The organism is Bacillus sp. FSL H8-0516 (assembly GCF_038635285.1).
Classification (GTDB): domain Bacteria; phylum Bacillota; class Bacilli; order Bacillales; family Bacillaceae; genus Bacillus; species Bacillus safensis.
The window spans coordinates 707400-732641 of the sequence record NZ_CP152051.1; the positions used below are offsets into that span (position 1 = coordinate 707400).

14 protein-coding genes and 1 pseudogene are annotated in these 25242 nt (G+C 37.8%); 12 read left to right on the forward strand and 3 right to left on the reverse strand.

Annotated elements, in window-relative coordinates; translation table 11 throughout:
• Nucleotides 1-384 precede the first annotated feature (384 nt).
• From gatC to gatB, 3 genes are read left to right on the forward strand one after another with little or no spacing between them, the layout of a single operon-like run.
• Complete coding sequence (gatC, locus tag MHB67_RS03355; protein ID WP_024424549.1) at nucleotides 385-675, forward strand: Asp-tRNA(Asn)/Glu-tRNA(Gln) amidotransferase subunit GatC; 291 nt, start codon at nucleotides 385-387, stop codon at nucleotides 673-675.
• A 13-nt stretch (nucleotides 676-688) separates the two neighbouring features.
• Nucleotides 689-2146 (forward strand): Asp-tRNA(Asn)/Glu-tRNA(Gln) amidotransferase subunit GatA, encoded by a 1458-nt coding sequence (gene gatA, locus MHB67_RS03360; protein WP_024424550.1) that lies wholly within the window; start codon nucleotides 689-691, stop codon nucleotides 2144-2146.
• Between the two features lie 13 nt (nucleotides 2147-2159).
• Nucleotides 2160-3590, forward strand: coding sequence for an Asp-tRNA(Asn)/Glu-tRNA(Gln) amidotransferase subunit GatB (gene gatB / locus MHB67_RS03365; RefSeq protein WP_024426678.1), 1431 nt, complete (start codon nucleotides 2160-2162; stop codon nucleotides 3588-3590).
• 180 nt (nucleotides 3591-3770) lie between these two features.
• Here the strand turns inward: gatB and MHB67_RS03370 are convergent, their stop codons facing one another.
• Nucleotides 3771-4616 (reverse strand): TetR/AcrR family transcriptional regulator, encoded by an 846-nt coding sequence (locus MHB67_RS03370; protein WP_311165085.1) that lies wholly within the window; start codon nucleotides 4614-4616, stop codon nucleotides 3771-3773.
• Between the two features lie 131 nt (nucleotides 4617-4747).
• On the opposite strand from MHB67_RS03370, the gene MHB67_RS03375 reads away from it, so the two are divergent.
• On the forward strand, nucleotides 4748-7954 hold the full coding sequence (locus MHB67_RS03375) for an efflux RND transporter permease subunit (protein WP_133744835.1): 3207 nt from the start codon (nucleotides 4748-4750) through the stop codon (nucleotides 7952-7954).
• A 31-nt stretch (nucleotides 7955-7985) separates the two neighbouring features.
• Here MHB67_RS03375 and MHB67_RS03380 read toward each other — a convergent pair whose 3' ends face one another.
• Nucleotides 7986-8939, reverse strand: coding sequence for a nucleoside hydrolase (locus MHB67_RS03380; protein WP_034623068.1), 954 nt, complete (start codon nucleotides 8937-8939; stop codon nucleotides 7986-7988).
• Nucleotides 8940-9121: 182 nt separating this feature from the next.
• On the opposite strand from MHB67_RS03380, the gene MHB67_RS03385 reads away from it, so the two are divergent.
• The 7 genes and pseudogenes from MHB67_RS03385 to MHB67_RS03415 all read left to right on the forward strand — a co-directional run.
• Nucleotides 9122-10030, forward strand: coding sequence for a diacylglycerol kinase (locus MHB67_RS03385; protein ID WP_024424554.1), 909 nt, complete (start codon nucleotides 9122-9124; stop codon nucleotides 10028-10030).
• A 61-nt stretch (nucleotides 10031-10091) separates the two neighbouring features.
• Nucleotides 10092-11471, forward strand: coding sequence for a 23S rRNA (uracil(1939)-C(5))-methyltransferase RlmD (rlmD, locus tag MHB67_RS03390; protein WP_103132290.1), 1380 nt, complete (start codon nucleotides 10092-10094; stop codon nucleotides 11469-11471).
• Between the two features lie 1390 nt (nucleotides 11472-12861).
• Complete coding sequence (locus MHB67_RS03395) at nucleotides 12862-17382, forward strand: NACHT domain-containing protein (protein WP_103132291.1); 4521 nt, start codon at nucleotides 12862-12864, stop codon at nucleotides 17380-17382.
• Between the two features lie 159 nt (nucleotides 17383-17541).
• On the forward strand, nucleotides 17542-18171 hold the full coding sequence (locus MHB67_RS03400) for a hypothetical protein (protein WP_103132292.1): 630 nt from the start codon (nucleotides 17542-17544) through the stop codon (nucleotides 18169-18171).
• Nucleotides 18172-18211: 40 nt separating this feature from the next.
• A complete protein-coding gene (locus MHB67_RS03405; protein WP_180992593.1) occupies nucleotides 18212-20224 on the forward strand; it encodes a DUF3883 domain-containing protein in 2013 nt (670 codons plus the stop codon).
• 826 nt (nucleotides 20225-21050) lie between these two features.
• Entirely contained in the window at nucleotides 21051-22025 is a 975-nt protein-coding gene (locus tag MHB67_RS03410; RefSeq protein ID WP_103132294.1) for a tRNA-dihydrouridine synthase, read from the forward strand.
• Nucleotides 22026-22134: 109 nt separating this feature from the next.
• Nucleotides 22135-22584, forward strand: a pseudogene (locus MHB67_RS03415) (SMI1/KNR4 family protein); the annotation flags it as partial.
• Between the two features lie 144 nt (nucleotides 22585-22728).
• Here MHB67_RS03415 and MHB67_RS03420 read toward each other — a convergent pair.
• Entirely contained in the window at nucleotides 22729-23493 is a 765-nt protein-coding gene (locus tag MHB67_RS03420) for a MurR/RpiR family transcriptional regulator (protein WP_103132295.1), read from the reverse strand.
• Nucleotides 23494-23641: 148 nt separating this feature from the next.
• Between MHB67_RS03420 and MHB67_RS03425 the strand changes: the two genes are divergently transcribed.
• Nucleotides 23642-25231 carry an alpha-glucoside-specific PTS transporter subunit IIBC gene (locus tag MHB67_RS03425; protein WP_103132296.1) on the forward strand — a complete coding sequence of 530 codons (1590 nt, stop codon included), beginning with the start codon at nucleotides 23642-23644 and terminating at the stop codon, nucleotides 25229-25231.
• Nucleotides 25232-25242: the final 11 nt, after the last annotated feature.

Genomic DNA, 25242 nt, shown 5'->3' on the forward strand with positions numbered 1-25242 from the left:
TTTTTCGTATTAATTTGACATCACCTCATTCAAAATATACAAGAACATCCAATTCCTATGGTTGCTCACTGCTATGGTTACTTAACCTATCAGAGTATTCCCTGCTGATCAACCTTCTTAAACCTCATTCTTACGTAAAAAAATGCGTAAATGATTGATGAGAATCTATGTGTAAGCGCTACCAAAAACATTTAAAAGAAAAAATTTTCTGATAAATATTTAATCTCTGATACAAATTATTTTCATACTTTCTGGTTTGGGAAGAATGGCTACCTTCTCAAGCCTGCGTAAAGTTGCTTTAGAACAGTAAAATTTGATATGATAAAGTGTATATGACTTATGATCATGACCACGAGTACGCATCATTTTTGGAGGTGAACCTGCATGTCAAGAATTTCAATAGAAGAAGTCAAGCACGTTGCCCATTTAGCAAGGCTTGCGATTACAGAAGAAGAAGCTGAGATGTTTACAGAACAGCTTGATAGCATTATTTCATTTGCAGAGCAGTTAAACGAGGTAGATACGGAAAACGTTGAACCTACTACACACGTATTAAAAATGAAAAACGTCATGAGAGAAGATGTTCCGAATAAAGGTCTTTCCATTGAGGCAGTCGTCAAAAACGCGCCTGATCATAAAGACGGCTATATTCGTGTGCCATCAATTTTGGACTAAAGGAGGCCGAGACATGTCACTGTTTGATCACAAAATTTCTGAATTAAAAGAGCTTTTACATAAAAAGGAACTGTCTGTTTCTGATTTAGTGGACGAGTCTTATAAACGAATCAATGAAGTAGACGGAAAAGTACAAGCATTCCTTGCACTGGACGAAGAGAAAGCACGTGCGTATGCAAAGGAATTGGACGAGGCAGTAGGTGAAAAGGACGAGCTTGGCCTATTGTTCGGTATGCCGATCGGTGTGAAAGATAACATTGTTACAAAGGATTTGCGTACTACAGCTTCAAGTAAAATCCTGCAAAACTTTGATCCAATTTATGATGCAACCGTTGTGAACCGTCTAAGAGACGCTGAAGCAGTCACAATCGGTAAATTAAATATGGACGAATTCGCAATGGGATCTTCTACGGAGAACTCAGGATACAAAGCGACGAAAAACCCGTGGAATTTAAACACTGTTCCAGGCGGATCAAGCGGTGGATCAGCAGCTTCTGTTGCAGCAGGTGAAGTGCCGTTCTCACTTGGTTCAGATACAGGCGGTTCTATTCGTCAGCCGGCATCTTTCTGCGGGGTTGTCGGTCTTAAGCCGACATATGGCCGTGTATCCAGATACGGATTAATCGCATTTGCTTCATCATTAGACCAAATTGGTCCGATTACACGTAATGTAGAAGACAACGCATATGTTCTTCAAGCGATTGCAGGTGTCGATCAAATGGACGCAACAAGTGCAAATGTCGATGTCCCAGATTTTCTTTCTTCATTAACTGGCGACATCAAAGGCTTGAAAATTGCTGTGCCGAAAGAATACCTTGGCGAAGGCGTTGGCGAGGAAGCAAAAGAATCTGTTCTTCAAGCGTTAAAAGTATTAGAAGGACTTGGTGCTTCGTGGGAAGAAGTGTCTCTTCCGCATTCTAAATATGCGCTTGCGACTTACTACTTACTGTCTTCTTCAGAAGCATCTGCAAACCTTGCACGTTTTGACGGCATCCGCTATGGCTACCGTACAGATAATGCAGACAACCTGATTGATTTATACAAAAATACTCGTTCTGAAGGCTTTGGAGATGAAGTGAAGCGCCGCATCATGCTTGGTACATTCGCGCTAAGCTCAGGATATTACGATGCGTACTATAAAAAAGCACAAAAAGTCCGTACATTGATCAAAAAAGACTTTGAAGATGTTTTCGAAAAGTATGATGTCATTGTAGGACCAACAACACCAACTCCTGCATTTAACATTGGTGAAAAGACAAGCGACCCGCTAACCATGTATGCAAACGATATTTTAACGATCCCTGTTAACCTTGCAGGCGTTCCAGGAATCAGTGTGCCTTGTGGATTTGCAAATGGCCTTCCGTTAGGACTGCAAATCATCGGCAAGCACTTTGACGAAGGAACAGTGTACCGCGTGGCTCACGCTTTTGAGCAAGCAACAGATCATCATAAAGCAAAACCTGAACTGTAAGGGGTGAATCAGAATGAACTTTGAAACGGTAATTGGACTTGAAGTCCACGTAGAGCTAAAAACACAATCGAAAATTTTCTCAAGCTCGCCGACACCTTTTGGTGCAGCTGCCAACACGCAAACAAGTGTCATCGACCTTGGATATCCTGGCGTATTGCCTGTACTGAACAAAGAAGCGGTGAACTTTGCGATGAAAGCGGCCATGGCGCTGAACTGTGAAATCGCAACAGATACAAAATTTGACCGTAAAAACTACTTCTATCCTGATAACCCAAAGGCGTATCAAATTTCTCAATTTGATAAACCGATCGGTGAAAACGGCTGGATTGAAATTGAAGTAGAAGGCAAAACAAAACGAATCGGTATTACGCGTCTTCATTTGGAAGAGGATGCTGGGAAACTGACGCACACAGGCGACGGTTACTCACTCGTCGATTTCAACCGTCAAGGAACACCGCTAGTTGAAATCGTATCTGAGCCAGACATTCGCACGCCAGAAGAAGCGTATGCTTACTTAGAAAAATTAAAATCTATTATTCAATATACAGGCGTTTCTGACTGTAAGATGGAAGAAGGCTCACTTCGCTGTGATGCCAATATTTCTCTTCGCCCAATCGGCCGTGAAGAGTTTGGTACAAAGACAGAGCTCAAAAACTTGAACTCATTCGCTTTCGTACAAAAAGGCCTTGAATTCGAAGAGAAGCGTCAAGAGCAAGTATTGCTTTCTGGCGGCTTGATCGAACAGGAAACCCGCCGTTATGACGAAGCGTCTAAAAAGACGATCCTGATGCGTGTCAAAGAGGGATCTGATGATTACCGCTACTTCCCAGAACCAGATTTGGTGGAACTGTACATTGATGACGAGTGGAAAGAACGCGTAAGAGCATCGATTCCAGAGCTTCCAGACGAGCGCCGCAAACGCTATATCGATGAGCTTGGACTGCCTGCATACGATGCAATGGTACTCACGCTGACGAAAGAAATGTCTGATTTCTTTGAAGCGACCATTTCAGAAGGTGCAGAAGCGAAGCAAGCATCGAACTGGCTCATGGGTGAAGTGTCTGCTTACTTAAACTCTGCTCAAAAAGAGCTGAACGATACAAAGCTAACACCGCAAGGGCTTGCTGGCATGATCAAGCTCATTGAAAAAGGAACGATTTCCTCTAAGATTGCGAAAAAGGTATTCAAAGAGCTCATTGAAAATGGGGGAGATGCAGAAACAATCGTCAAAGAAAAAGGACTTGTTCAAATTTCTGACGAAGGTGCGCTGCTTAAACTCGTTACTGAAGCACTTGATAACAACCCGCAATCCATTGAAGACTTTAAAAATGGTAAAGACCGCGCGATTGGCTTCTTAGTCGGACAAATCATGAAAGCATCGAAGGGCCAAGCTAACCCGCCGATGGTGAACAAGATTCTCCTTGAAGAAATCAAAAAGCGCTAAATCGAAAAAAACCGCCTTATGTAATAGGCGGTTTTTTTTTGCTTGAAATGACAGGGTCTTATCATAGATTCAGACCACCGCCGTATATCAATTTAGAGAATCTTTTCTTATAATGAAGCATAAGCGAAAGTGCACATTCGAAGGGGAAAAGGTGAGCTAAATCGAAAACAGCACGTCATGTTACTGAAGAAACAGCTTCAATTGCTCAACTGCTCTAAGAACAGCAGGGTCCTCACACTTTTCTAAATTCGTCAGCATCCCTTTGATGACTGGCTTACGAGGTTCAGCTTTTGCCAGCTCTTCTTCAATCACTTCAATGGATACAACGGTATCATCTGAAAGCAGATGCTCAAGCTTTAACGAACGAAGCTCCTCTTGAAGGGAAGCAGCACTCGGCGCTTCATCATCCCAAATGGTTTGCTTCAAAATCGGCTTCGTCTGAGAACGAAGCAAGCCGTGGACCAGATCATCAAACCGTTCGAGTATAAAGGATGAGAGCTCATCAAATGATAATTGCATTTTATCCTGTAAAAGCAGAACCTGCACATATGATTGGATAATTCCTTGGATCATGACTGACAGGTCAGTTACATATGGTTCGATCTCCTGTCCATAAGTGGTCAAGATGGAAATTTGAATTTCATCGTTCATTTGCTTTTTCACAGTTTTTGAATACTTTTTAATCTGCTGGTTTTCCGGAATAATGTTCTCGCTGAGGATCAGAATGATAAAATCCTTGTTCTCAGCAAAATGCTGGAACTGTTCAGCGATTTGTTTCTGAAAGATCTCTCTTGGCGCGAGATGCTGATTCTCTTTTCGAATCATTTCGATAGTTTGCATCGAAGTGTCGATATAATATTCAAACGCTCGGTTGAAAAGCTGTTCTTTTGATTTGAAATGTAAATAAAATGCGCCTTTTGATATTCCGCATTCATCTGCAATTTCCTGAATGGTCGTAGAAGAAAAACCCTTTTTCGCAAACAATTGGATGCTTGCTTTAATGATTTTTTCTTTTTTTTCGTTCATGAAATAAGGCCCCTTCAGCTTTAGAATGTTACGTCAAACGCAAGTGAAATGGTTGACGGCATTGTATATCACCGTTTATTATGATATAGAATGACCAGTCAGTCAATACATAAAGGAAAATGGAGGATATAATGAATTCGATCATCAATTTTGTATTAAAGAATAAGTTCGCTGTATGGCTCATGACGATTATCGTAACAGTTGCTGGTCTATATGCCGGATTGAATATGAAACAAGAATCAATCCCGAATATCAACACGCCAGTCATTACGGTTTCTACAACGTACCCTGGCGCAACGCCGGACGAAGTATCAGATAAGGTGACAGATCCAATTGAAAAATCGATTCAAAACCTCAATGGGGTCAGCGTGGTCACTTCTAATTCATTTGAAAATGCATCATCCATTCAAATCGAGTACGATTACAACAAAGACATGGATGAAGCAAAAAAGGAAATTGAAGATGCGATTAGCAATATCGATTTCCCTGAAAATGCAGAAAAACCTAAAATCGCACGCTTTAGTATTAATGCGATTCCAATCCTAGCCCTAAGTGTCTCTGGTGATAAAGAATCATTACAAGACCTTACACAAAAAGTAGAAAATGATCTCGTTCCTTCACTTCAAGGATTAGACGGTGTCTCTTCTGTCGAAACTTCAGGACAGCAAATCAAAGAAGTAGAATTTTCGTTTAAACAAAAGAAATTGAAAGAATACGGTCTAGATGAAGATACTGTCCAAAACATGATCAAAGGCTCTGATGTGAATGTACCACTAGGTCTATACACATTTGGCAACAAACAAAAATCAGTTGTCGTGGACGGCAATATTTTAAGCGTCAAAGATTTGAAAAACATGCGCATTCCAGTTACACCAAGTGCAGGCGGCAGTGCGGGAAGCGCTGGAGCTGGAGCACCTTCTAACGGTTCAGAAAACCAAGGTGCGCAAGGTACGGAGCAGCAGGCTGGAAGTGCAAGTCAGCAGCAAGCAGGTGGAGGTGCAGCAAGCAGTCAATCTGTAGAGCTGCCGACGATCAAGCTATCTGAGATAGCAGATATTAAAGTCGTAAAAAATGCAGAATCGATCTCTAGAACGAATGGAAAAGACAGTATCGGTCTGCAAATTGTTAAAGGCTCTGATGCCAACACAGTGAGTGTAGCAGAAGAAGTGACAAAAGAGCTTGAGAAATTCAAAAAAGACAACAAAGGTATTAAAGTAAGCACCACATATGATCAAGCAGAGCCGATTAAAGAGTCTGTCAGCACAATGCTGAACAAGGCGATCATCGGAGCGATCTTTGCGATCATTATCATTCTATTGTTCCTGAGAGATATCAAATCAACATTAATCTCGGTCATTTCCATACCGTTGTCTCTGTTGATTGCTGTTTTACTATTAAATCAGCTGGATATCACGTTAAATATTATGACACTTGGTGCCATGACCGTTGCCATCGGGCGTGTTGTCGATGACTCGATAGTGGTCATAGAAAACATCTATCGACGAATGGCGTTAAAGGATGAACCGTTAAAAGGCAAGGCACTCGTCAGAGAAGCCACAAAAGAAATGTTTATCCCAATCATGTCTTCGACGATTGTGACAATTGCGGTATTCTTACCGTTAGCATTAGTAGGTGGAATGATTGGTGAACTATTCATCCCATTTGCCTTAACGATTGTGTTTGCGTTACTTGCTTCACTGCTTGTCGCTATTACAATTGTTCCAATGATGGCACACACTCTATTTAAAAAGAACTTGTACGGCACAGCGAAAAAGGTAAAAGAACATAAACCAAGCAAGCTTGCTGGCGGTTATAGACGTGTACTTAATTGGACACTCAACCATAAATGGATTACATCAGGGATTGCCATTCTTATGCTTGTCGGAAGCTTATTCTTAGCACCACTTGTCGGTGTCAGCTTCTTACCACAGGAAGCAGAGAAAACGGCCATGGTGACATATACACCTGAACCTGGACAAACGAGAGAGCAAGCAATTGATGAAACGAAAAAAGCTGAAGAATATTTGATGAAACGTGACCATGTCAATACAGTTCAGTATTCACTAGGCTCTTCAAATGCTATGACCGCAAGTGTTGGCGGTAACTCTAACGGTGCGTTATTCTTCGTACAATATGATGATGACACGCCAAACTTTGATAAAGAAAAAGACCGCGTGGTCAAAGCCCTTCAAGACAAAGCGTCTAAAGGGGAATGGAAATCACAAAACTTCTCATCTGCTGGTGCAAATAATACCGTGACATACTATGTGTACGGGGACAAAGCAAGTGATATTGAAGGCACAGTAAAAGATGTTGAGAACATCTTAAAAGATGAGAAAAACCTGAAAAATGTCAGCACAAGCTTATCTGAGAAATACGACGAATATACGTTTAATGCAGATCAAGGAAAACTGGCGAAACTAGGTCTAACTGCTTCACAAATCGCTCAAGCGATTGCACCTCAAAATAGTGAAACAACACTGACGAAAGTCACAGAGGACGGCAAAGAACTTGATGTGAAGCTTCAAACGGAAAAAGATGAATATAAGAGTAAAAAAGATTTAGAAAACAAAAAGATCACCACACCAACAGGGCAAGAAGTCCGAATTGGTGATGTCGTCAAAGTAAAAGATGGTACGACAGCAAATACGGTGACAAAACGTGATGGAAAGATCTACGCAGAAGTGTCTGGTGACATGACAACAGACGACGTCTCAAGTGTAACGCAGGATGTTCAGAAGAAAGTCGACAAGCTTGACCTAAAATCTGGCGTAACGATTGACACAGGCGGCGTAAGTGCGGATATCCAAGAATCCTTTACACAGCTTGGCCTTGCAATGCTAGCAGCGATTGCCATTGTGTATCTCGTTCTCGTCATCACATTTGGCGGAGGTCTTGCACCATTTGCGATTCTTTTCTCACTGCCATTTACGATTATTGGTGCGCTCGCTGGATTGTTTATAGCAAAAGAAACCATCAGCTTAAATGCCATGATTGGATTGCTCATGCTGATCGGTATCGTTGTAACTAATGCCATTGTCTTGATTGACCGAGTGATTCATAAAGAACAAGAAGGTCTCTCAACAAGAGAAGCGTTACTTGAAGCAGGTACAACAAGATTACGTCCAATCTTAATGACGGCACTTGCGACAATTGGTGCACTGCTGCCACTCGCATTAGGATTTGAAGGCGGAAGCCAAATCGTATCAAAAGGACTTGGTGTTACCGTCATTGGCGGTTTAACAAGTTCTACACTTCTCACATTGGTTATCGTTCCAATCGTGTATGAAATGTTAAGCAAGTTTAGACGTAAGAAAAAGTACGCAGAAGAAGAGTAAGAGGAAGCCCCGCTCATTGGCGGGGCCTTTTTTATTTTGAAATCTGACACACAGCTTTTCTCATAAGCTCTTCAAATGCGTGGAAAAAGGCATCACGATCGACATGGTCAATCACTTGAATTGATTTTCCATCTGGATGCTCTTCAGTGCGACCTTGTCTAGGCGTTTCGGTATAAACGATTGCGTTCACTTCTTTTGAGCGAGTAAATGAAGAGGAAGCAAGAGTGATCGTTGTCAGCACGTCCCATAAGTAGTAAGTCGAGTTCGTTTCATGATGAATGAGCGGCGGACAAAAGGCGTAGCACTGTCCGATAAAATCTATTCCAATATGCGAGCGAAGAGAAGCCCAGCGCTGACGTACATCAAGTGTAAGCGGGACTTGATTTGTACTTTCAAGCGCGACCATTTCAATAGGGAACGGTTCCTGAAAGACAGTGCTGACAGCATAAGGGTCCCAAAAGGCATTCCATTCTGCTGTCCCATCATGCTCGGGTTCTTCAACATTGCCTTTTTCAAGGAACGTGCCACCCATCCACACCAATTTCTCAATTTTATTAGAGATTGAAGGATCTTCTTCTAAAGCACGTGCAAGATCGGTGAGCGGACCAGTAAAGAGCAGGGTGACAGGTTCTTTTGCCTTCTTAACCGTTTCAATCAGGTGAAGGTGTGCTGGCAACTTGGACACTTTAGTATCAACAGTGCCTTTTTCGTTTAAAATTGGCAGAGCATCTACATAAAAAGCATGCATACGCCACTCCTTCGGAAACGGATTGACGCCTCTAGAAGTTGAAGCAGCAACTTCAATTTCATAAGGACTAAAGCGATCAATGATTTTTTGAGATGCACTGAGAGCTGGCTCTAAATAACAATCAGCAGGAATCACAGACATTCCGATGACTTTCACATGTTCCATTTGAAGGAGAAGAAATAAAGAGACGAGGTCATCAACACCGCCGTCATGATTAAAATAGACAGGCTTTTTCATCGCATATCATCCTTTACAGCGTTTTCTTTTATCTTATCAGAATGGTTTCTTGCTGAGGGAGATTGGCTAGGAGATTTCACATAATTAGGTGGTTGTTTTGTTGCCATTTTCAAATCTCATAGTATAATTAAAGGTTGTTAGTGGTGAAAATAGATTGCATAATGAATATAGGATGATGATGAATGAAACGTGCTCGAATTATATACAATCCGACATCTGGGCGTGAACTCTTCAAGAAGAATTTACCGCAGGTTTTGCAAAAATTTGAACAAGCTGGCTATGAAACTTCTTGTCATGCGACGACATGTGCAGGAGATGCCACGCAAGCAGCAGAAAAAGCCGCACAGAGAGATTTTGATTTAATTGTAGCAGCAGGTGGAGACGGCACGATCAATGAAGTCGTCAACGGACTAGCACCGCTTGAAAAAAGACCAAAACTAGGAATTATTCCAGTTGGAACAACAAATGACTTCGCAAGAGCACTTGGCATTCCACGAGAAGGTGTTTTGAAAGCGACAGATGCCATTATTGAGGGTGTAGCGAAGCCGCTTGATATCGGTAAAGTCAATGGCCATTATTTTATTAATATTGCTGGCGGCGGCCGGTTAACAGAGCTCACCTATGAGGTGCCTAGTAAACTGAAGACCATGCTTGGACAGCTTGCTTATTATTTAAAAGGCATGGAGATGCTTCCTTCTATCCGCCCGACAGAAGTCGAAATTGAATATGACGGCAAATTGTTTCATGGAGAAATCATGCTGTTCCTTGTTTCACTCACAAACTCAGTAGGCGGGTTTGAAAAACTAGCGCCAGATTCCATTTTAGATGATGGGATGTTTGACCTGATTATTCTAAAGAAGGTCAATCTAGCAGAAGCCATTCGAGTGGTCAGCCTTGCACTCAGAGGCGAGCATATTCATGATAACAATGTCATCTACGCAAAAGCGAATCGCGTGAAGGTAGATGTAAAAGATAAAATGCAATTAAATTTAGATGGTGAATACGGCGGCATGCTGCCAGGTGAATTTGAAAACCTGTATCGCCATATTGAATTTATTGTGCCAAAAGCAACAGCTGAAAAAATAGGGTGAAGATTGAACTTGGTTCCTTATGGCGGCCAAGTTTTTCTTTGCAAATGAGGTGATAAAGTTGGTGAAAATGAAACCGCCTGTTGAAAAGAATGAATACTACAATGTAACCTTCGAAGACTTAACGCATGAAGGTGCAGGTGTAGCAAAAATTGAAGGATTCCCTGTCTTTGTACCGAATGCACTTCCTGACGAACAAGGGAAAATCAAAGTCACACGAGTCAAAAAAGGATTTGCTTTTGGACGACTCATGGAGCTGACAAAGGAAAGTCAGCACAGGCAAGATGCGCCATGTCCCATTTACAAGCAGTGCGGAGGCTGTCAAATTCAGCATATGAGCTATGAAGGCCAGCTGCTATTTAAACAGAAACAAGTAAAGGACGTTTTAGAGCGGATCGGCAAGCTTGATATGAGCCGTGTAAAAGTTCATCCTGTACTCGGCATGGAAGACCCTTGGAATTACCGAAACAAAGCACAAGTGCCAGTTGGCGAACGCGAAGGCGGACTTGTTGCAGGTTTTTATCAGCAGCGTACCCATGAAATCATTGATATGGAAAAATGTTTGATTCAGCAGTCAGAAAACGACGAAGTGGTACAGGCAGTAAAAGACATATGCAATGCGTTTGGCATCAAAGCATATAACGAAGAGCGGCACAAAGGCTGGCTGCGTCATGTGATGGTTCGCTACGGTATTGCAACAGGTGAAATGATGGTTGTGTTTGTTACTAGAACGGCTGACTTTCCGCAAAAGCAGCAAGTGATTGAGCAGATTATAGCACGCTTCCCACATGTTCGGTCAATTGTGCAAAACGTGAATTCAAAGAAAACAAATGTCATTTTCGGAGACGAAACAACCGTTTTATGGGGCGAAGAATACATTTATGACACGATTGGCGACATCAAATTTGCCATTTCGGCCCGCTCGTTTTATCAAGTGAACCCAGCCCAAACAAAGGTACTTTACGACAAAGCGCTTGAATATGCAGAGCTGCAAGGCGAAGAAACCGTCATCGATGCCTATTGCGGAATCGGTACGATTTCCTTATTTCTCGCACAAAAAGCAGGCAGAGTATATGGCGTAGAAATTGTCCCAGAAGCGATTGAAGACGCAAAACGCAACGCTGCCTTAAACGGAATCAATAACGTCGAATTCGCAGTCGGTGAAGCAGAAGCGGTTATTCCGAATTGGTACAAAGAAGGCATCAAAGCAGACACCCTGGTCGTCGATCCGCCAAGAAAAGGCTGTGACGAAGCACTGCTTGACACCATCTTAAAGATGAAACCAAACCGAGTTGTTTATGTTTCCTGTAATCCCGGGACGCTAGCTCGTGATTTGCGTATTCTTGAAGATGGTGGGTTTGTGACAGAGGAAGTGCAGCCTGTAGATATGTTTCCGCATACGAATCATGTGGAGTGCTGTGCGTTGCTTGAACTAGCTGACTAATCCGTGAATTAAGCATGTTTTTCAACATATGCTTTATTCGGGTGTGTCTTTGGTAATCTAACTTAATGTTTGTTGAAACATAAAAAGCAGATGGTTTAGAGGTACACTATCGTACCTCTAAACCATCTGCTTTTACAATTATTTTACGAATAAACCTTGCTAAGATTTCTGGTGTTAGTTCTGTTAAAGGTTTTTGAGGATTCAATTTTTTTCGGATATAAACCTTTAAGTCATTTAAATCAACTGTCAAATTGTTATCAGATGAGCCAGCCGAAGAAGATTTATTTCGTCAATCAATAATCGAGATAGATATAAAAAAGTTGTATTTGACAATTGACATAGCTATGATGTTAGAAATCTTATGAAATTTTACTTACTAAGGACAAGTAACTTATTGACTTGCGGACGGGGCGGAACTATCAGTTAAATATTTTCGATGTGTAAAAATATTTCTTGCAAATTCGATCTGTTCTAGAAAAGGATTCCATTATAACGATGTAAGTAATGCACTAGGTCTTTTACAAGATGTACAAAAGGGTGTACATACCGCTCCTAATGGTGTAATAAAATAACAGTAGAGAGTCTTTAATAAAAGTGGAAATTATCCAGATATTGAACGAAGATTTTGAATTTATGAATGCAAAAGCTCTAGATATGCAGCGCAATTTAACGAATGTGTACGAATGCTTCAAGCAATTTTAGAAATTGATCAGAAAATGTTTAAGATTAATCATTTGATTACAGAGTTAGAATTAGAAGAGCGTACTGTATATAGTCAGTATCTCGATTAAAAGCATGAAATCAGTATGCTAAATAATTAATTTAGAAATGATTTAAATCAGGTGAAGTAGAATCGCTTATTAGCCGAAATGATTTCAGATAGAAAAAGTTTCTTTAAAAAGCAAAACGATAAATTTACTGCCGCTATAAGCGAGTTAATAGATAAAAATGTGGAAGAAAGATTAGCTAAATCAAAAGACAAAGCAATGGAGAAATCGTTGAATTGGTCGCACTAGAAATTTAGTTGGCAACTCTTAAAAAAGATATTGAAGAAAAGCGAAAGCGTAATGAATTAATAGAGCAAAGTGCAGTTGAAAGAACGTGTCTTGCTAGTAAGTAAAAAACCTTTTGTGCTTACGCAGTAGTTCAAAGGCATCCTTTTAGCGAAGGATGTCTTTTATTTGCTGGCATTATTGGGGAAGATTTTCGAATTAAGTTGTGTTAGAAAAAATAATTATAAGTTAAGCTGAATCAAATTGTGAACTAATTAGGAAAACAGGGTGTGATTTTTATCGATAATTTAAGATTTTGCTAATAGTTGGTTTTAATGCTGTATAATTGAATATAAGAACTTTTTTGATTATTTTACTATGATGGTGAGGTTATTTAAATGATTGAACTTGATTTTACCCATATTCGGTCTTTTGATGGTAGTAAGGACGGGGGCTTTGAAGAGTTAGTTTGTCAAATAGCCCATTTAAATAAACCAGAGCAGGGGAAGAATTTCATTCGAAAAGATGGGGCTGGTGGAGATGGCGGTGTTGAATGTTATTGGATTCTGGAAGATGGTTCAGAGCATGCTTGGCAAGCAAAATATTTTACTGAAAGGCTCGAAAGTAGCCAATGGAGTCAAATCGACGATTCAGTTAGAACGGCGATTGATAAACATCCTAGATTAACTAAATATTATGTAAGTGTGCCAAAAGATTTAAATGATAGTCGAAAAACTGGTCGTGGTGGTAAGCAAGTTGTATCTTCCTTAGACAAATGGAATCAACATGTTCAAATTTGGATGGAATTAGCTCAAAATAAGGGAATGAACGTAGAGTTTGAATATTGGGGGCGCCACGAATTAAGTATGATGCTGCAAAGGGACGAAAGTAATTATATTGGTAGAACATTATACTGGTTTAATGAGCCAGTATTGAGTATGGGGATTTTTACAGAATTAGCTAATAAATCTAAAATTTCTTTAGGTGAGCGATTTTCAGAGGAATATCATATTGATTTACCTATTCAGAAAAAAATAGAGGGATTAGGTATATCTACTGAATGGAAAGAAGCAATTAATAATCAAAAAAAGATTGTGTTCGATTTGATACATAGGATGGACCGGTTAGACCGTTTTGAAAATAATACTTTGAACAAAGGAGCAAACTGGACTGTTTTCAAAGAGAAGGTTGCTAAATTTAAAGAATTCTATTTAGAAATTTTAATTACTAAGTACGATGCTCTTAAAATTACAAATATCAGGGATGCATTTGAAGATCTAAGAGGCTTAACCGCTGATTTAAATAGTTTTATTTGGGATAATATAAATGATAATAACGAACCATGGAAAGAATTTAGATATCAGTTTAGAGAAATTATCGAAGTGCTAGATAATATTGAGACATTTATATTTAGCATTTCTGTGGAAGCGTATGAAACAAAAAGTGTAGTCATATTAGGAGAGGCTGGAATAGGGAAATCACATTTATTATGTGATATAGCACAAAAGCGTATAGCTGAGGATTTACCTACTGTCTTTCTATTAGGTCAAAGGTATTCTGGTGGCAACCCTCTCAATTTTATAGCTGAAGAGCTTGATCTGAGGGACATAAGTTTTAAACAATTATTAGGGGCTTTGGATGCGGCTGGAGAGGCAAAGAAAACTAGAACATTAATCATTATTGATGCATTAAATGAAGGCAATAGTCGTTTTGATTGGCAAGATCAGATAATGTCATTTATAGCTGAATTAAAAAATTATCCTCATATCGCATTACTTATAAGCTGTAGATCAACTTATAAGGATTTTATACTACCTGAGGAAATTAAAGGTAATATAGTGAGTGTTTATCATTCGGGTTTTAAAGGATTTGAACACCGAGCAGCTATGAAGTATTTGTCGAAACAAGGTATAGACAAGCCTTCTGCACCATTGTTATCACCGGAATTTGGTAATCCGTTGTTTTTAAAAACATGTTGTAAAGCAATAAAATCAAAGGGCTTGTCTTCTTTCCCTAAAGGTCTTGAAGGCCAAACTGAAATCTTTAATTTTTATTTAGAAAGTATTGAAAATGTTATTAAACGTAGAAAAAAATATATGGGGAATAGAAGTATTTCTAGTAGAATTTTATCTAAATTGATCGAATTAATATATCCAGATAATTTGTTTGGGATTGAAATTAATTTAGCAGCGGACGTTATTAGAGAAGTGGATCCTAAACCTAACTTTGATGAAGATTTAATCGATATACTCATTTCAGAAGGTTTACTAGCTTTAGATATGATAACTGATAGTAACGGAAATTCAATTGAAGTTGTTAGGTTTACGTATGAAAGATTTAGTGATTATTTCATTGCGGAAAACATTATTAATAATCTGAATGCAGAAAATCTTGAAGCAGAGTTTGGAATTCATGGGAAATTAGAAGAAATAATAATGAATCCGTATAAGTATTCAGGCATTATTGAAGCATTAGGCATAGTTTTTCCAGAAAAATTCAATCTAGAATTTGTTGACTTTGTTTCTGAAGATAGTACACATTATGATTCGATTTTTGATAAATCATTCACGGAAGTTCTTTTTTTACGTAGTAAAGAGTCCGTTAATGAAAGGACAATAGAATTGTTAAATAAAATTTCTAGTTACGGTTATTTTAATGATTCGCTAGATAAAATATTAGCTTTGTCTACAGAACCTAATCATCCATTAAATGCAGAATTTTTACATAAAAATTTAAAAAGAAGAAATATGGAGGTAAGAGACCATTTTTGGTCAACACATATAGCTGTAAGTGATTATGAGGAAGATGACGAACAGCCTGAATCTGTAACTCGAACTTTAATTGATTGGGCATTGTCTGCTGATTTAAGTGATGTAGAAGATGAGCGAATAAGATTATTGAGTTACACACTTTTATGGATGACAACGACTTCAAATATAAAAGTAAGGGATCAAGCTACTAAATCGTTAGTTCGAATTTTAAGTTATCATCCATATGTCATTAAAGAATTACTAACGGAATTTAATGATATAGATGATTTATATTTAAAAGAAAGATTGTATGCAGCTAGTTATGGTGTAGTTTGCAATATTAACGATCCAAATGAAATAAGAGAAATTGCAGAAAGGGTTTATGAGTTGCAATTTGCCCATAATAAGCCAGAACCACATCTTCTTTTAAGGGATTATGCTCGAGGTATAATGGAATACGCCTTGTATAAAAACTTAATAGCTGAAGAAATGAGTAATAATTTTAGACCTCCTTATATAAGCGAATGGCCAATAGAAAACCCTACAAAAACAGAAATAACAGATTTAGATGAAGATGAATATTCTTCGATTAAAAGCTCTCTTATGGGATTCACAGGGGATTTTGGTAACTATACTATGTCCTGTGTACATGACTGGTCAGCAACCGCCCTAACAGAAAGTCGTCCTAAAACAGCATATGAATTACACTTAGAATTTACTGAGAAAGTGCCAAGTGACCTGAGAGAAGAGTATATCAAAGAAATAAATCAAAGAATTGAGTTATACGGTCGACCAACAATGGCACCAATTATAGATGATATACTAGGGGATTTAGAGATTAATCTGGAAGAACATGATGTTGAGGAATTACTTGAAGAAAACGATGAAGAGCTTTGGAAAATTCCGATTTTTACTGAAAAAATAGACAGTCCCAATGATAATTGGAATTCTTTAAAGCAACGTATAAATACCTCTTTATCAGATGAGGACAAAGAATATTTTAGGTGGCTAACAGGATTAGGCGTTAATGATAGAGTAGCGATTTTTAGTAGGAAATGGGCGCAGAGATGGGTATGCAAAAAAGCATATAAACTTGGTTGGACTTCAAAAATGTTTGGTGATTTTGAAAGAATACACAGTAATACTTACGGTAGGGAAGGTTCAAAAATTGAACGAATTGGTAAGAAATATCAATGGATTGCATTTTATGAACTTTTAGCTAGAATGTCAGATAATTTATATTGGGGTAACAAATATGAAGATGAAACAAAATATGAAGGTCCATGGCAGCTTTGGAAACGCGACATTGATCCTACTATATGGTTGAGAGCTACAAATGATTCAAATTGGGAGGAGTTTGGAAAGGTTTGGTGGTCGTCATATACACCAATTTTTAGTGTCAATGAATCGGAGAATTGGGTGTTCGATGAAGATACACTTCCAGATTTCAATGATTTATTGATATTAACTGATAGTAAAGGTGAAAAGTGGCATAAATTGAGGGGCTTTAGAAAATGGACGAATAAAACGATTGATGGTAAATCTAAAGAAGAGTTGTGGTATAGAATTAATACATGCATCGTTTCAAAAACTGATGTAGATAATGTCCTTGAAACAATGAAGAACACAGCTTTATTTGACCCTTCTACTTTTGCGCCACGAGGTTCCTCACACCAAGGTTTTTTACGAGAATATCCATGGCATCCCTACTATAAGGATTTCGATATTTGGCGTAATGATGAAGATTCTCGAACTTTAAAAATTCAACATTTAGTGCCAGTTAACGAATATGAATGGGAAACAGGTGAAAGAGATAAATCCATTGACCAATATATTTCGCTCTATTTACCTAATCAACAATTAATTAAGGACTTAAATTTAAAGTGGACATTAGGGAATTTTAGTACATGGGAGAATTCCGATGGCGAAATAATCTTTATGGATCCAAGTGAATTAGAAAAGGGTCCATCGACAGCATTAATTAAGTCAGAGCAATTTGAGCAATGGTTAAGAGAAAACAATTTACAGGTGATTTGGTTTATTGGCGGAGAAAAGCAAATTTTTAATGATAAAGTATCGAAAAGATTAGAATTTAATTTCATATATTATGGTGAAAATGAGGAAATAAAAAAAGTACATTGGGGAAATAGGTTAGAATTCAATGAATAAACAATATTCATTGAAAGGAACATTTATTTACGAAATCGTAATAATAGCTCTTCAGTAGTGGATTTTAGAATATATTCATTTATTTTTAATTATTGTCTATTAATAGAAGTGGATTTGTGATTAGATAATAGCTAATTTAATATTGGAAGGATGATTGTAATGGCTAATAAGAGCAATGCAGCTAAAGAAGAAATTTTGATTGAAAGTTTCGATATTTTAAAAGAAAACCTTGATAAACATGATGGAAAGATGAAAGATATAATTGGGAAAATGGCAGCTATTAATATAGATTTAGCCGTTGAAATGTGGAAATATTTAATTGCTAATGGTAAATCAATAATCAAAGAGAATGGTTATCTCTTCACTGGTGGAGTTATTTACGAGATTAAAGAAAAAACAGGTATTGAAAAAATTGTTGGGATTTTAAAAGATAATGAAGACATTCTTGAGGCTTGCTATGGGATTTCGAGTGACATAGATCAATTTTTAATCAGTGATGCCTTAAACTTTGGTGAAGTAGAACTTGCTGATAAACTGTTCCGTTTAACTAAGGACAATAAATTTAAGGACGCTAGTTTTGCGGAGATATTAGAAGAAGTCTGTGAATATTTTGTGAATAATTTTGAAGATATCCAAACATTTGATGAAGACTGGGATGATAAAGAAGAACATGATCAAAAAGTCGCTATTGCAAGTGAAGGTAGCTCGATGTTATTAAAATGGGTAAAAACTATAACTAATAAAGAACAAAAAGCACGTTTGAATGTGACGCTGATTGATTATGTATAATAATTTGCAAAATGTTATTACTAAACTGAGTAATGAATTTTTGAATGAAGCAAAAAATTCTCCACAATTATTCACAGATATGGCTGCAATGGAAACATATATGGCTGAAAGTTATGGAGAACGATTGTTTATTGAAATGTTGCAAAATGCTGATGATGCAAAAGCAACATCTTTCTATGTAACAGAAGAGAACGGCCATGTATTTATAGCGAATAATGGAAAACCCTTTGATGAGATTGATGTTAAAAGTATTTGTAGATCTGGGGCTAGCGAAAAGAAACGAGGTGAAACAATAGGTTATAGAGGGGTTGGATTTAAAAGTACAACTCACCTGTCTAATACAATTTATATACATTCTAACGATAGTACATTTTCATTTTCTAAGTCACTTGCTACTGAAAAATTAAATGTTACAGATGAAAAAGGTGTACCAACAATCCGTATCCCTTTTCTTGTAGAAATAATTGATAGGGGTATAGAGGATACTTTAGCAAAATTGAAGAGCGATGGTTTTACAACGATATTTGTATTTTATAGAGCTAAATCTGAAATTTTACATCAAGAAATAAACTCTATTAAGGCTGATTATTTTCTATTTTTACGTAACATTAGAAACGTAAATATTAGTGTCGGAAACTCTAAAATAATAGGAGAAATCCAAAAAAATGAGGATAAAACCTTAGTTCAATTTGATGGTGAAAACTATTTATGGCGTATATTCGAAGGCGAAAAATCACAGATTGGATTTGCCTTAAATATGACAGAAGAAATAGTAGCTTGTCGCAAAGAACAAGCTGTATTTCATTGTTATTTACCTACATATGAACCTAGTCCTTATCTATTTAAAATTAATAGTGATTTTTCAACTGACCCAAGTAGAAAACATATTACACTAGACTCTCGCACGGTAAATGCTATAAAAGATAGTGCCTTCTTATTATTTAATACGTTGAAAAATGCGGTTAATCATCAAGATAAAAATATTATAGCTATCTTAGAAATTATTAAACAAAAAAATACATTTGCAAAAGTCCCACGCTACTTTGAAAAGGAGTTTACAGACTTAATAAATTCTAATTGGATTGAAACAAAGAATGGAAGATTAATCTCTCCACGTGAATATATTAAAAAGGCTACTTTTCTAGAAGAGTCTGAGTGGAACTGGATTCGTCAAAATTCCCCGCTAATAGAAACGTTACCTTTAGTTAAAGGAGAAGCTTTAAATGCCTTGGATAATTACTTGAAGGAGTTAGCTAAAGAAACATATTCAATTAGCGAATGGATAAAAATGTTAACTTATAAAACCTTTGTAAGTATTTTACCAGAAACACTTTTGGTTAAATTATATGCAAATATTTTAAAGCAGATTAGAAATAAAGTGCTTATTACAGGTGAGGGCTTTGATATAGATAACAGCTGGGTACGTAATGAAAATGATTTAGTTCAAATTGGAACGGCAAGTAAAGAAGTTTTAGCTGTATTTATCAGTAAATTAGATAAGTATTTAATATCAGGAGAACTTAAATGGCTTCAAGAAACTTTCAATATCTCCGAAGATGACTTGAAATCAATAAAATCTGAAGTGAGTTCAAATGTATTAACTACAGCTATGCATAATAGTTCCGAGAGGTTTAATTCATCACCAAATAAAGACTCTAAAAATAAAAATAAAGTTATTTCTAAATGGAGAGCAGCGGAAAAACAATGTGTAGAGTTTGAAGAAATGCTAGGGAATAAAGCTAAAGATGTTAGCAAGCAAAATTTTGGTTACGATGTCCTAAGCATTTCACCTAGTGGAATTGAAAGATACATTGAGGTGAAATCAGTAAAAAATCGTAATACAAAAATTTCTATCACTAATAATGAATATACTGCGGCACATATTCATGGTGATAATTATTATATATGTGTCGTTTATGAAGATGGTGACAAAATAGCATTTGAATATATTCAGAATCCATTGAATAACCTAGACTTAGAAAAAGTAGTAAGGCAATGGGAGTGGGTTGCTGAAGGGTATAATGGTGAAATATTTAAAGTTAGTTATGAGTAAAGATATTATTATATAAACATATGAAGAAGACGATAAATTAATTTATAATCGTCTGCTTTATTAATATTAATTATTGATGTTGGATTGAAAGGTAATTTGTTTACTAATAGCATTAGAAGAGAAATAGCAGGTTTTAGTGATACTGAATTATGGAGGCTAAAAGTTAGTAAGTATAACTTAGGTCAATATGAAAAATGTGCATTAACAATTGTGTGAAGAAATCGCTGAAGAAAATCCAAATTCAGGGTATTATTCGTTTGACACACTAAGAGACAAATTTTCAGAAGTCATTATCTAGTCGTTGTCATCGAGGATATGAAGAGATGATAGCTCGTATTATTAGATCAGCTTGAAGTTGTTTTTATACAATGTTTCTAAAACAGCGTAAATTAAAAGAGGATGAATCATTAAGAAAGAACGCGGTCGTATTAAGTTGGGGAATCTATGGGGCTTCTGTAGAATGGAGTAGCAGGAGCCATCAAGTATCGTTAGAGGCATTTATTCAATCAGTCGTCCCGTATCTACTTTCTGGTATCAATTACTAACATATCATAAGTGCATTGCATCATATCACCTTATATATGATTTGACATCCCAATGTCTTAACGCATTCTGGGGTGTTTTTTCATTATCGCTACTCAGAAAGCGCTAAAACCAATTTTCTCCGGCACGAATCTGTCTTTTCCTCTCACCAACAATCATGAAATTTGCAATTTTGCAATTTTGCCTCGTTCATATTAAAGTATATAATGATGAAAATTGACGATCACTTGATTAGCTAAACTTGCTTATCGTGTGTGAAGTCATGAGAGGAATTGGATGAAAGATGAGTAAAAATTTCTGGCGTGATTTACCGCGGCCATTTTTTATATTAGCACCAATGGAAGAAGTAACAGATGTTGTGTTTCGTCATGTTGTGAGTGAGGCGGCGAGACCTGATGTGTTTTTTACAGAGTTCACGAACAGTGAGAGTTATTGCCATCCTGATGGCATTCAAAGTGTGAAAGGGCGTTTAACGTTTACAGAGGATGAGCAGCCGATTGTTGCTCATATTTGGGGAGACAAGCCTGAGAACTTTAGACAAATGAGCATTGGAATGGCGGAAATGGGATTTCAGGGACTTGATATTAATATGGGCTGTCCTGTCCCAAATGTCACGCAAAACGGAAAGGGCAGCGGCTTGATTCTTCGTCCAGACGTTGCGGCAGAGCTGATTCAAGCGGCAAAAGCAGGGGGATTACCTGTTAGCGTGAAAACAAGACTTGGTTTTACTGAGGTCGATGAATGGCGCGGATGGCTTAGACACATTTTGGAGCAAGATATTGTGAATTTATCAATCCATCTTCGCACAAGAAAGGAAATGAGCCTGGTGGATGCGCATTGGGAGCTCATTCCTGAGATCAAAAAACTTCGTGATGAAGTAGCACCGGATACTCTTTTGACGATCAATGGTGATATTCCTGATCGTCAAACAGGCTTAAAGCTCGCTGAACAGTATGGAATAGACGGCGTGATGATTGGGCGCGGGATTTTCCATAACCCATTTGCTTTTGAAAAAGAGCCGAGGGAGCATACAAGTGATGAACTGCTTGGTCTTTTAAGGTTACATCTTGATCTCCATGATCAATACTCATCACTAGGTTTGCGTCCATTCAAGGCACTGCACCGTTTCTTTAAGATTTATGTAAAAGGATTCAGAGGAGCGAGTTTCTTAAGAAATCAATTAATGAACACATCATCAACAGATGAAGTGCGTGCCATGTTGGATGAATTTGAAGCGAGAAATCAAGAACAATCATGACCAACAAGAGGAGGAGGGGGAACCCTTCTCTTTTTTATTAAATAGGACTATTAAACTAGTTATCTTAAATGGTAAAATGAGATAGAAATAACAATTGGAGGTATTTTATTTGAAACCATTTTGGGATAAAGATAGAGAAAGCGAAGAAATATTTAAGAAAATCAATGAGAAAGGCATTGCAAAAGCGGAAAAGAAGCTAGGCGTTATCCTGCCTGATACATATAAGCAACTGATCCTCGAACAAAATGGCGGGTATACATTGCATAATGCTTTTCCAACGGATCAGCCGAATGGATGGGCAGAGGATCATGTGTCATTTGATCATTTAAGAGGAATTGCCAAAGATGAAGGCATTATGGATAGTGATTATTTAATAGAAGAATGGGAATTGCCTGAGGGACTTGTGCTCATTTGTGGGGATGGTCATACGTGGATTGCATTGGATTATAGAGAAACAAAGGAGCATCCGCCGGTTCATTACTTTGATCTAGAATATGAGACAGATTTTAAATTAGCTGATTCGTTTGATGAACTGCTTGCTGGGCATTATACCGCTGAATAGCATGAATAGGAAAAGACAGCCGCAAGTAGATATATTTCATTAAAACCGTTGTTATACAGTATTTTTTGAGAGAGACAAAAGAGTCTCTCTTTTTTTTGCGAAGCAACATTGAATCTCTCTCCAAAGCTGTATCTGTTATGTTTAAGTCTTATTATTCAATTGGTTCACTTTCCACTCACTAAATTTTCTGACGATAATATCTGCCACAATGTAAAATGGCAGAAAGCTGGAGTTGTCCACTTTGTTATATAAGAGAAACGGGGTGCTGCTTACATAGATGTTAAACATGGCATTTTGTGCAAGAAGGTTATTTCTTAATGTGGTCATGCTGATAAATTTGATATGTCTCGTTTTCACCAATTGAATGATTTCATCTAAATTCTTCGATTCACCCGATAAGGAAATGATAAATAAAAGGTCATCCTCACCAAATTCAATGATTCCATCTGTTAAGTCCCGCTTGCTTCGTAATACTTGAGATTTCTTATGCAGTGACCATAGCTGCCGCTGTACATCATTGGCTAAATCAAGCTGTGCAGTTCCTGTCCCATAAATATAAATATACGGTGCACGATCAATCAGTTGATTTAATTGATGAAAGTCCAGCTGCTCCATATATTTTCTTGTCTGGCGGATATCTTGATCAAGCAGCTGCATTAGATCCTGTGTGGTGTCTTCAGTGAAAGCATTTAATTTCACATAAGACTTTAAGTCACTGTAGCCGTCGAACCCTATTTTCTTAGCAAGCCGATGGATGGATGAGATGGAAGTATGAGCATAACGGGCAAGGTCCTGAATTTTCATTGTCTTCATTTCTTCAAGATGATCATGGATTGTTTTAATAATGTGCAGGTCATTCTTATTTAAATCTTCGAAGTATTTATTAACCAGCTTGTCCAGTATCATGCGATGTGCCCTCCAACATGAAAATATTTTCTTCCTGTGAAAATATAATCTAATGTTACAACTTGATTTCTAAATACGTCAATCCTATTGGTTTTTGTAAGCGCTGCCTTTACAGTGATGTTATGGATCAAGCAAAGGGGTTATGCTTATGAATGCAATCAAGCGGTTTGGCAGTGCTATGGTAGTTCCTGTACTTTTATTCGCGTTTTTTGGTATTGTTGTCGGCCTCGCGACTTTATGTAAGAATCCAGCGATTATGGGGGAAATGGCTGGAGAAGGTACGATGTGGTACAAGGTTTGGTCACTGATTGAAAGCGGGGGATGGACGATTTTCAATCATATGGAATTAGCCTTTGTGATTGGATTGCCCATCTCACTTGCAAAAAAAGCGCAAGCACGTGCGACGCTCGCAGCTTTTATGATTTATCTTGTATTTAACAATTATATTCATGCTATTTTGACACTTTGGCCGTCTACTTTTGGCGTTGATTTAACGCAAGGTGTCGAGAACGTAGCGGGTGTAAAAGAAATTGCGGGTATACCTACGCTGGATACAAGTATCATTGGTGCGGTGATGATATCTGGAATCGTCATTTGGATCCATAATCGTTTTTATGATCAAAAGCTGCCTGAAATGCTTGGGATTTTCCAGGGGCTTGTATTTGTTGTCATCATCGGATTCTTTGTGATGATTCCTATTGCTTTTATCGTTGCTTTTGTATGGCCCTATGTTCAGCAGGGGATTCAATCTCTCCAAGGGTTCATGGCACAGTCTGGTTATATTGGTGTCTGGCTGTTTCATTTCTTGGAAAGGGTGTTAATTCCAACAGGACTTCACCATTTTATTTATACACCTTTTGAGTTTGGTCCAGCGGCTGTAAATGGGGGGTTAAAACCATATTGGATTGCTCACTTAAATGAATTTGCGTCCTCCACTTCCGATTTGAAGGATCTTTATCCATACGGATTTTTATTGCATGGGAATATTAAGATGTTTGGCTGTTTAGGGATAGCTTTAGCCATGTATTTTTCTACACCGAAAGAAAACAGAAAAAAGGTTTTGGCATTGGTATTACCCGCCACATTAACAGCGGTATTTGCCGGAATTACAGAACCGCTTGAATTTACATTCCTATTCCTCGCACCTTATTTATTTGTGATACATGCACTTCTTGGTGCGACCATGGTGACAATCATGAATATGTTTGGTGTTGTCGGAATGATGGGTTCCGGGCTTATTGAAATAGCTGCATTGAACTGGATTCCGCTCTCTTCAAATCATGGAGGGACTTATCTGATCCAAGCGATGATTGGACTTCTTTTTACAGCAGTGTATTTTGTCATATTTAGATGGATGATTGTGAAATTCGATATTCCATTACCAGGACGAAAACATGAGGAGGAGACGAGGCTATATACAAAACAAGATTATGAGAATGCTCATAAAAAAGGTCATGACCAAAAAGAAGCGCCCGTTTATGCGTCTGAGTATGAAGAGAAAGCCGTGTATTTCTTAGAAGGCCTCGGCGGTAAAGAAAACATTAAAGATGTGACAAACTGTGCCACACGTCTACGTATTACAGTGATTGACCCTAGCTTGGTGAAAGATAGGGACTACTTTACAAAAAATAAACTGGCCCACGGCATGGCGAAGAGTGGTCAAAGCATTCAAATCATTGTTGGCTTAAGTGTACCGCAAGTAAGAGAGTCCTTTGAGACAAAACTATCATTAGATTGAAAAAAGGAGCT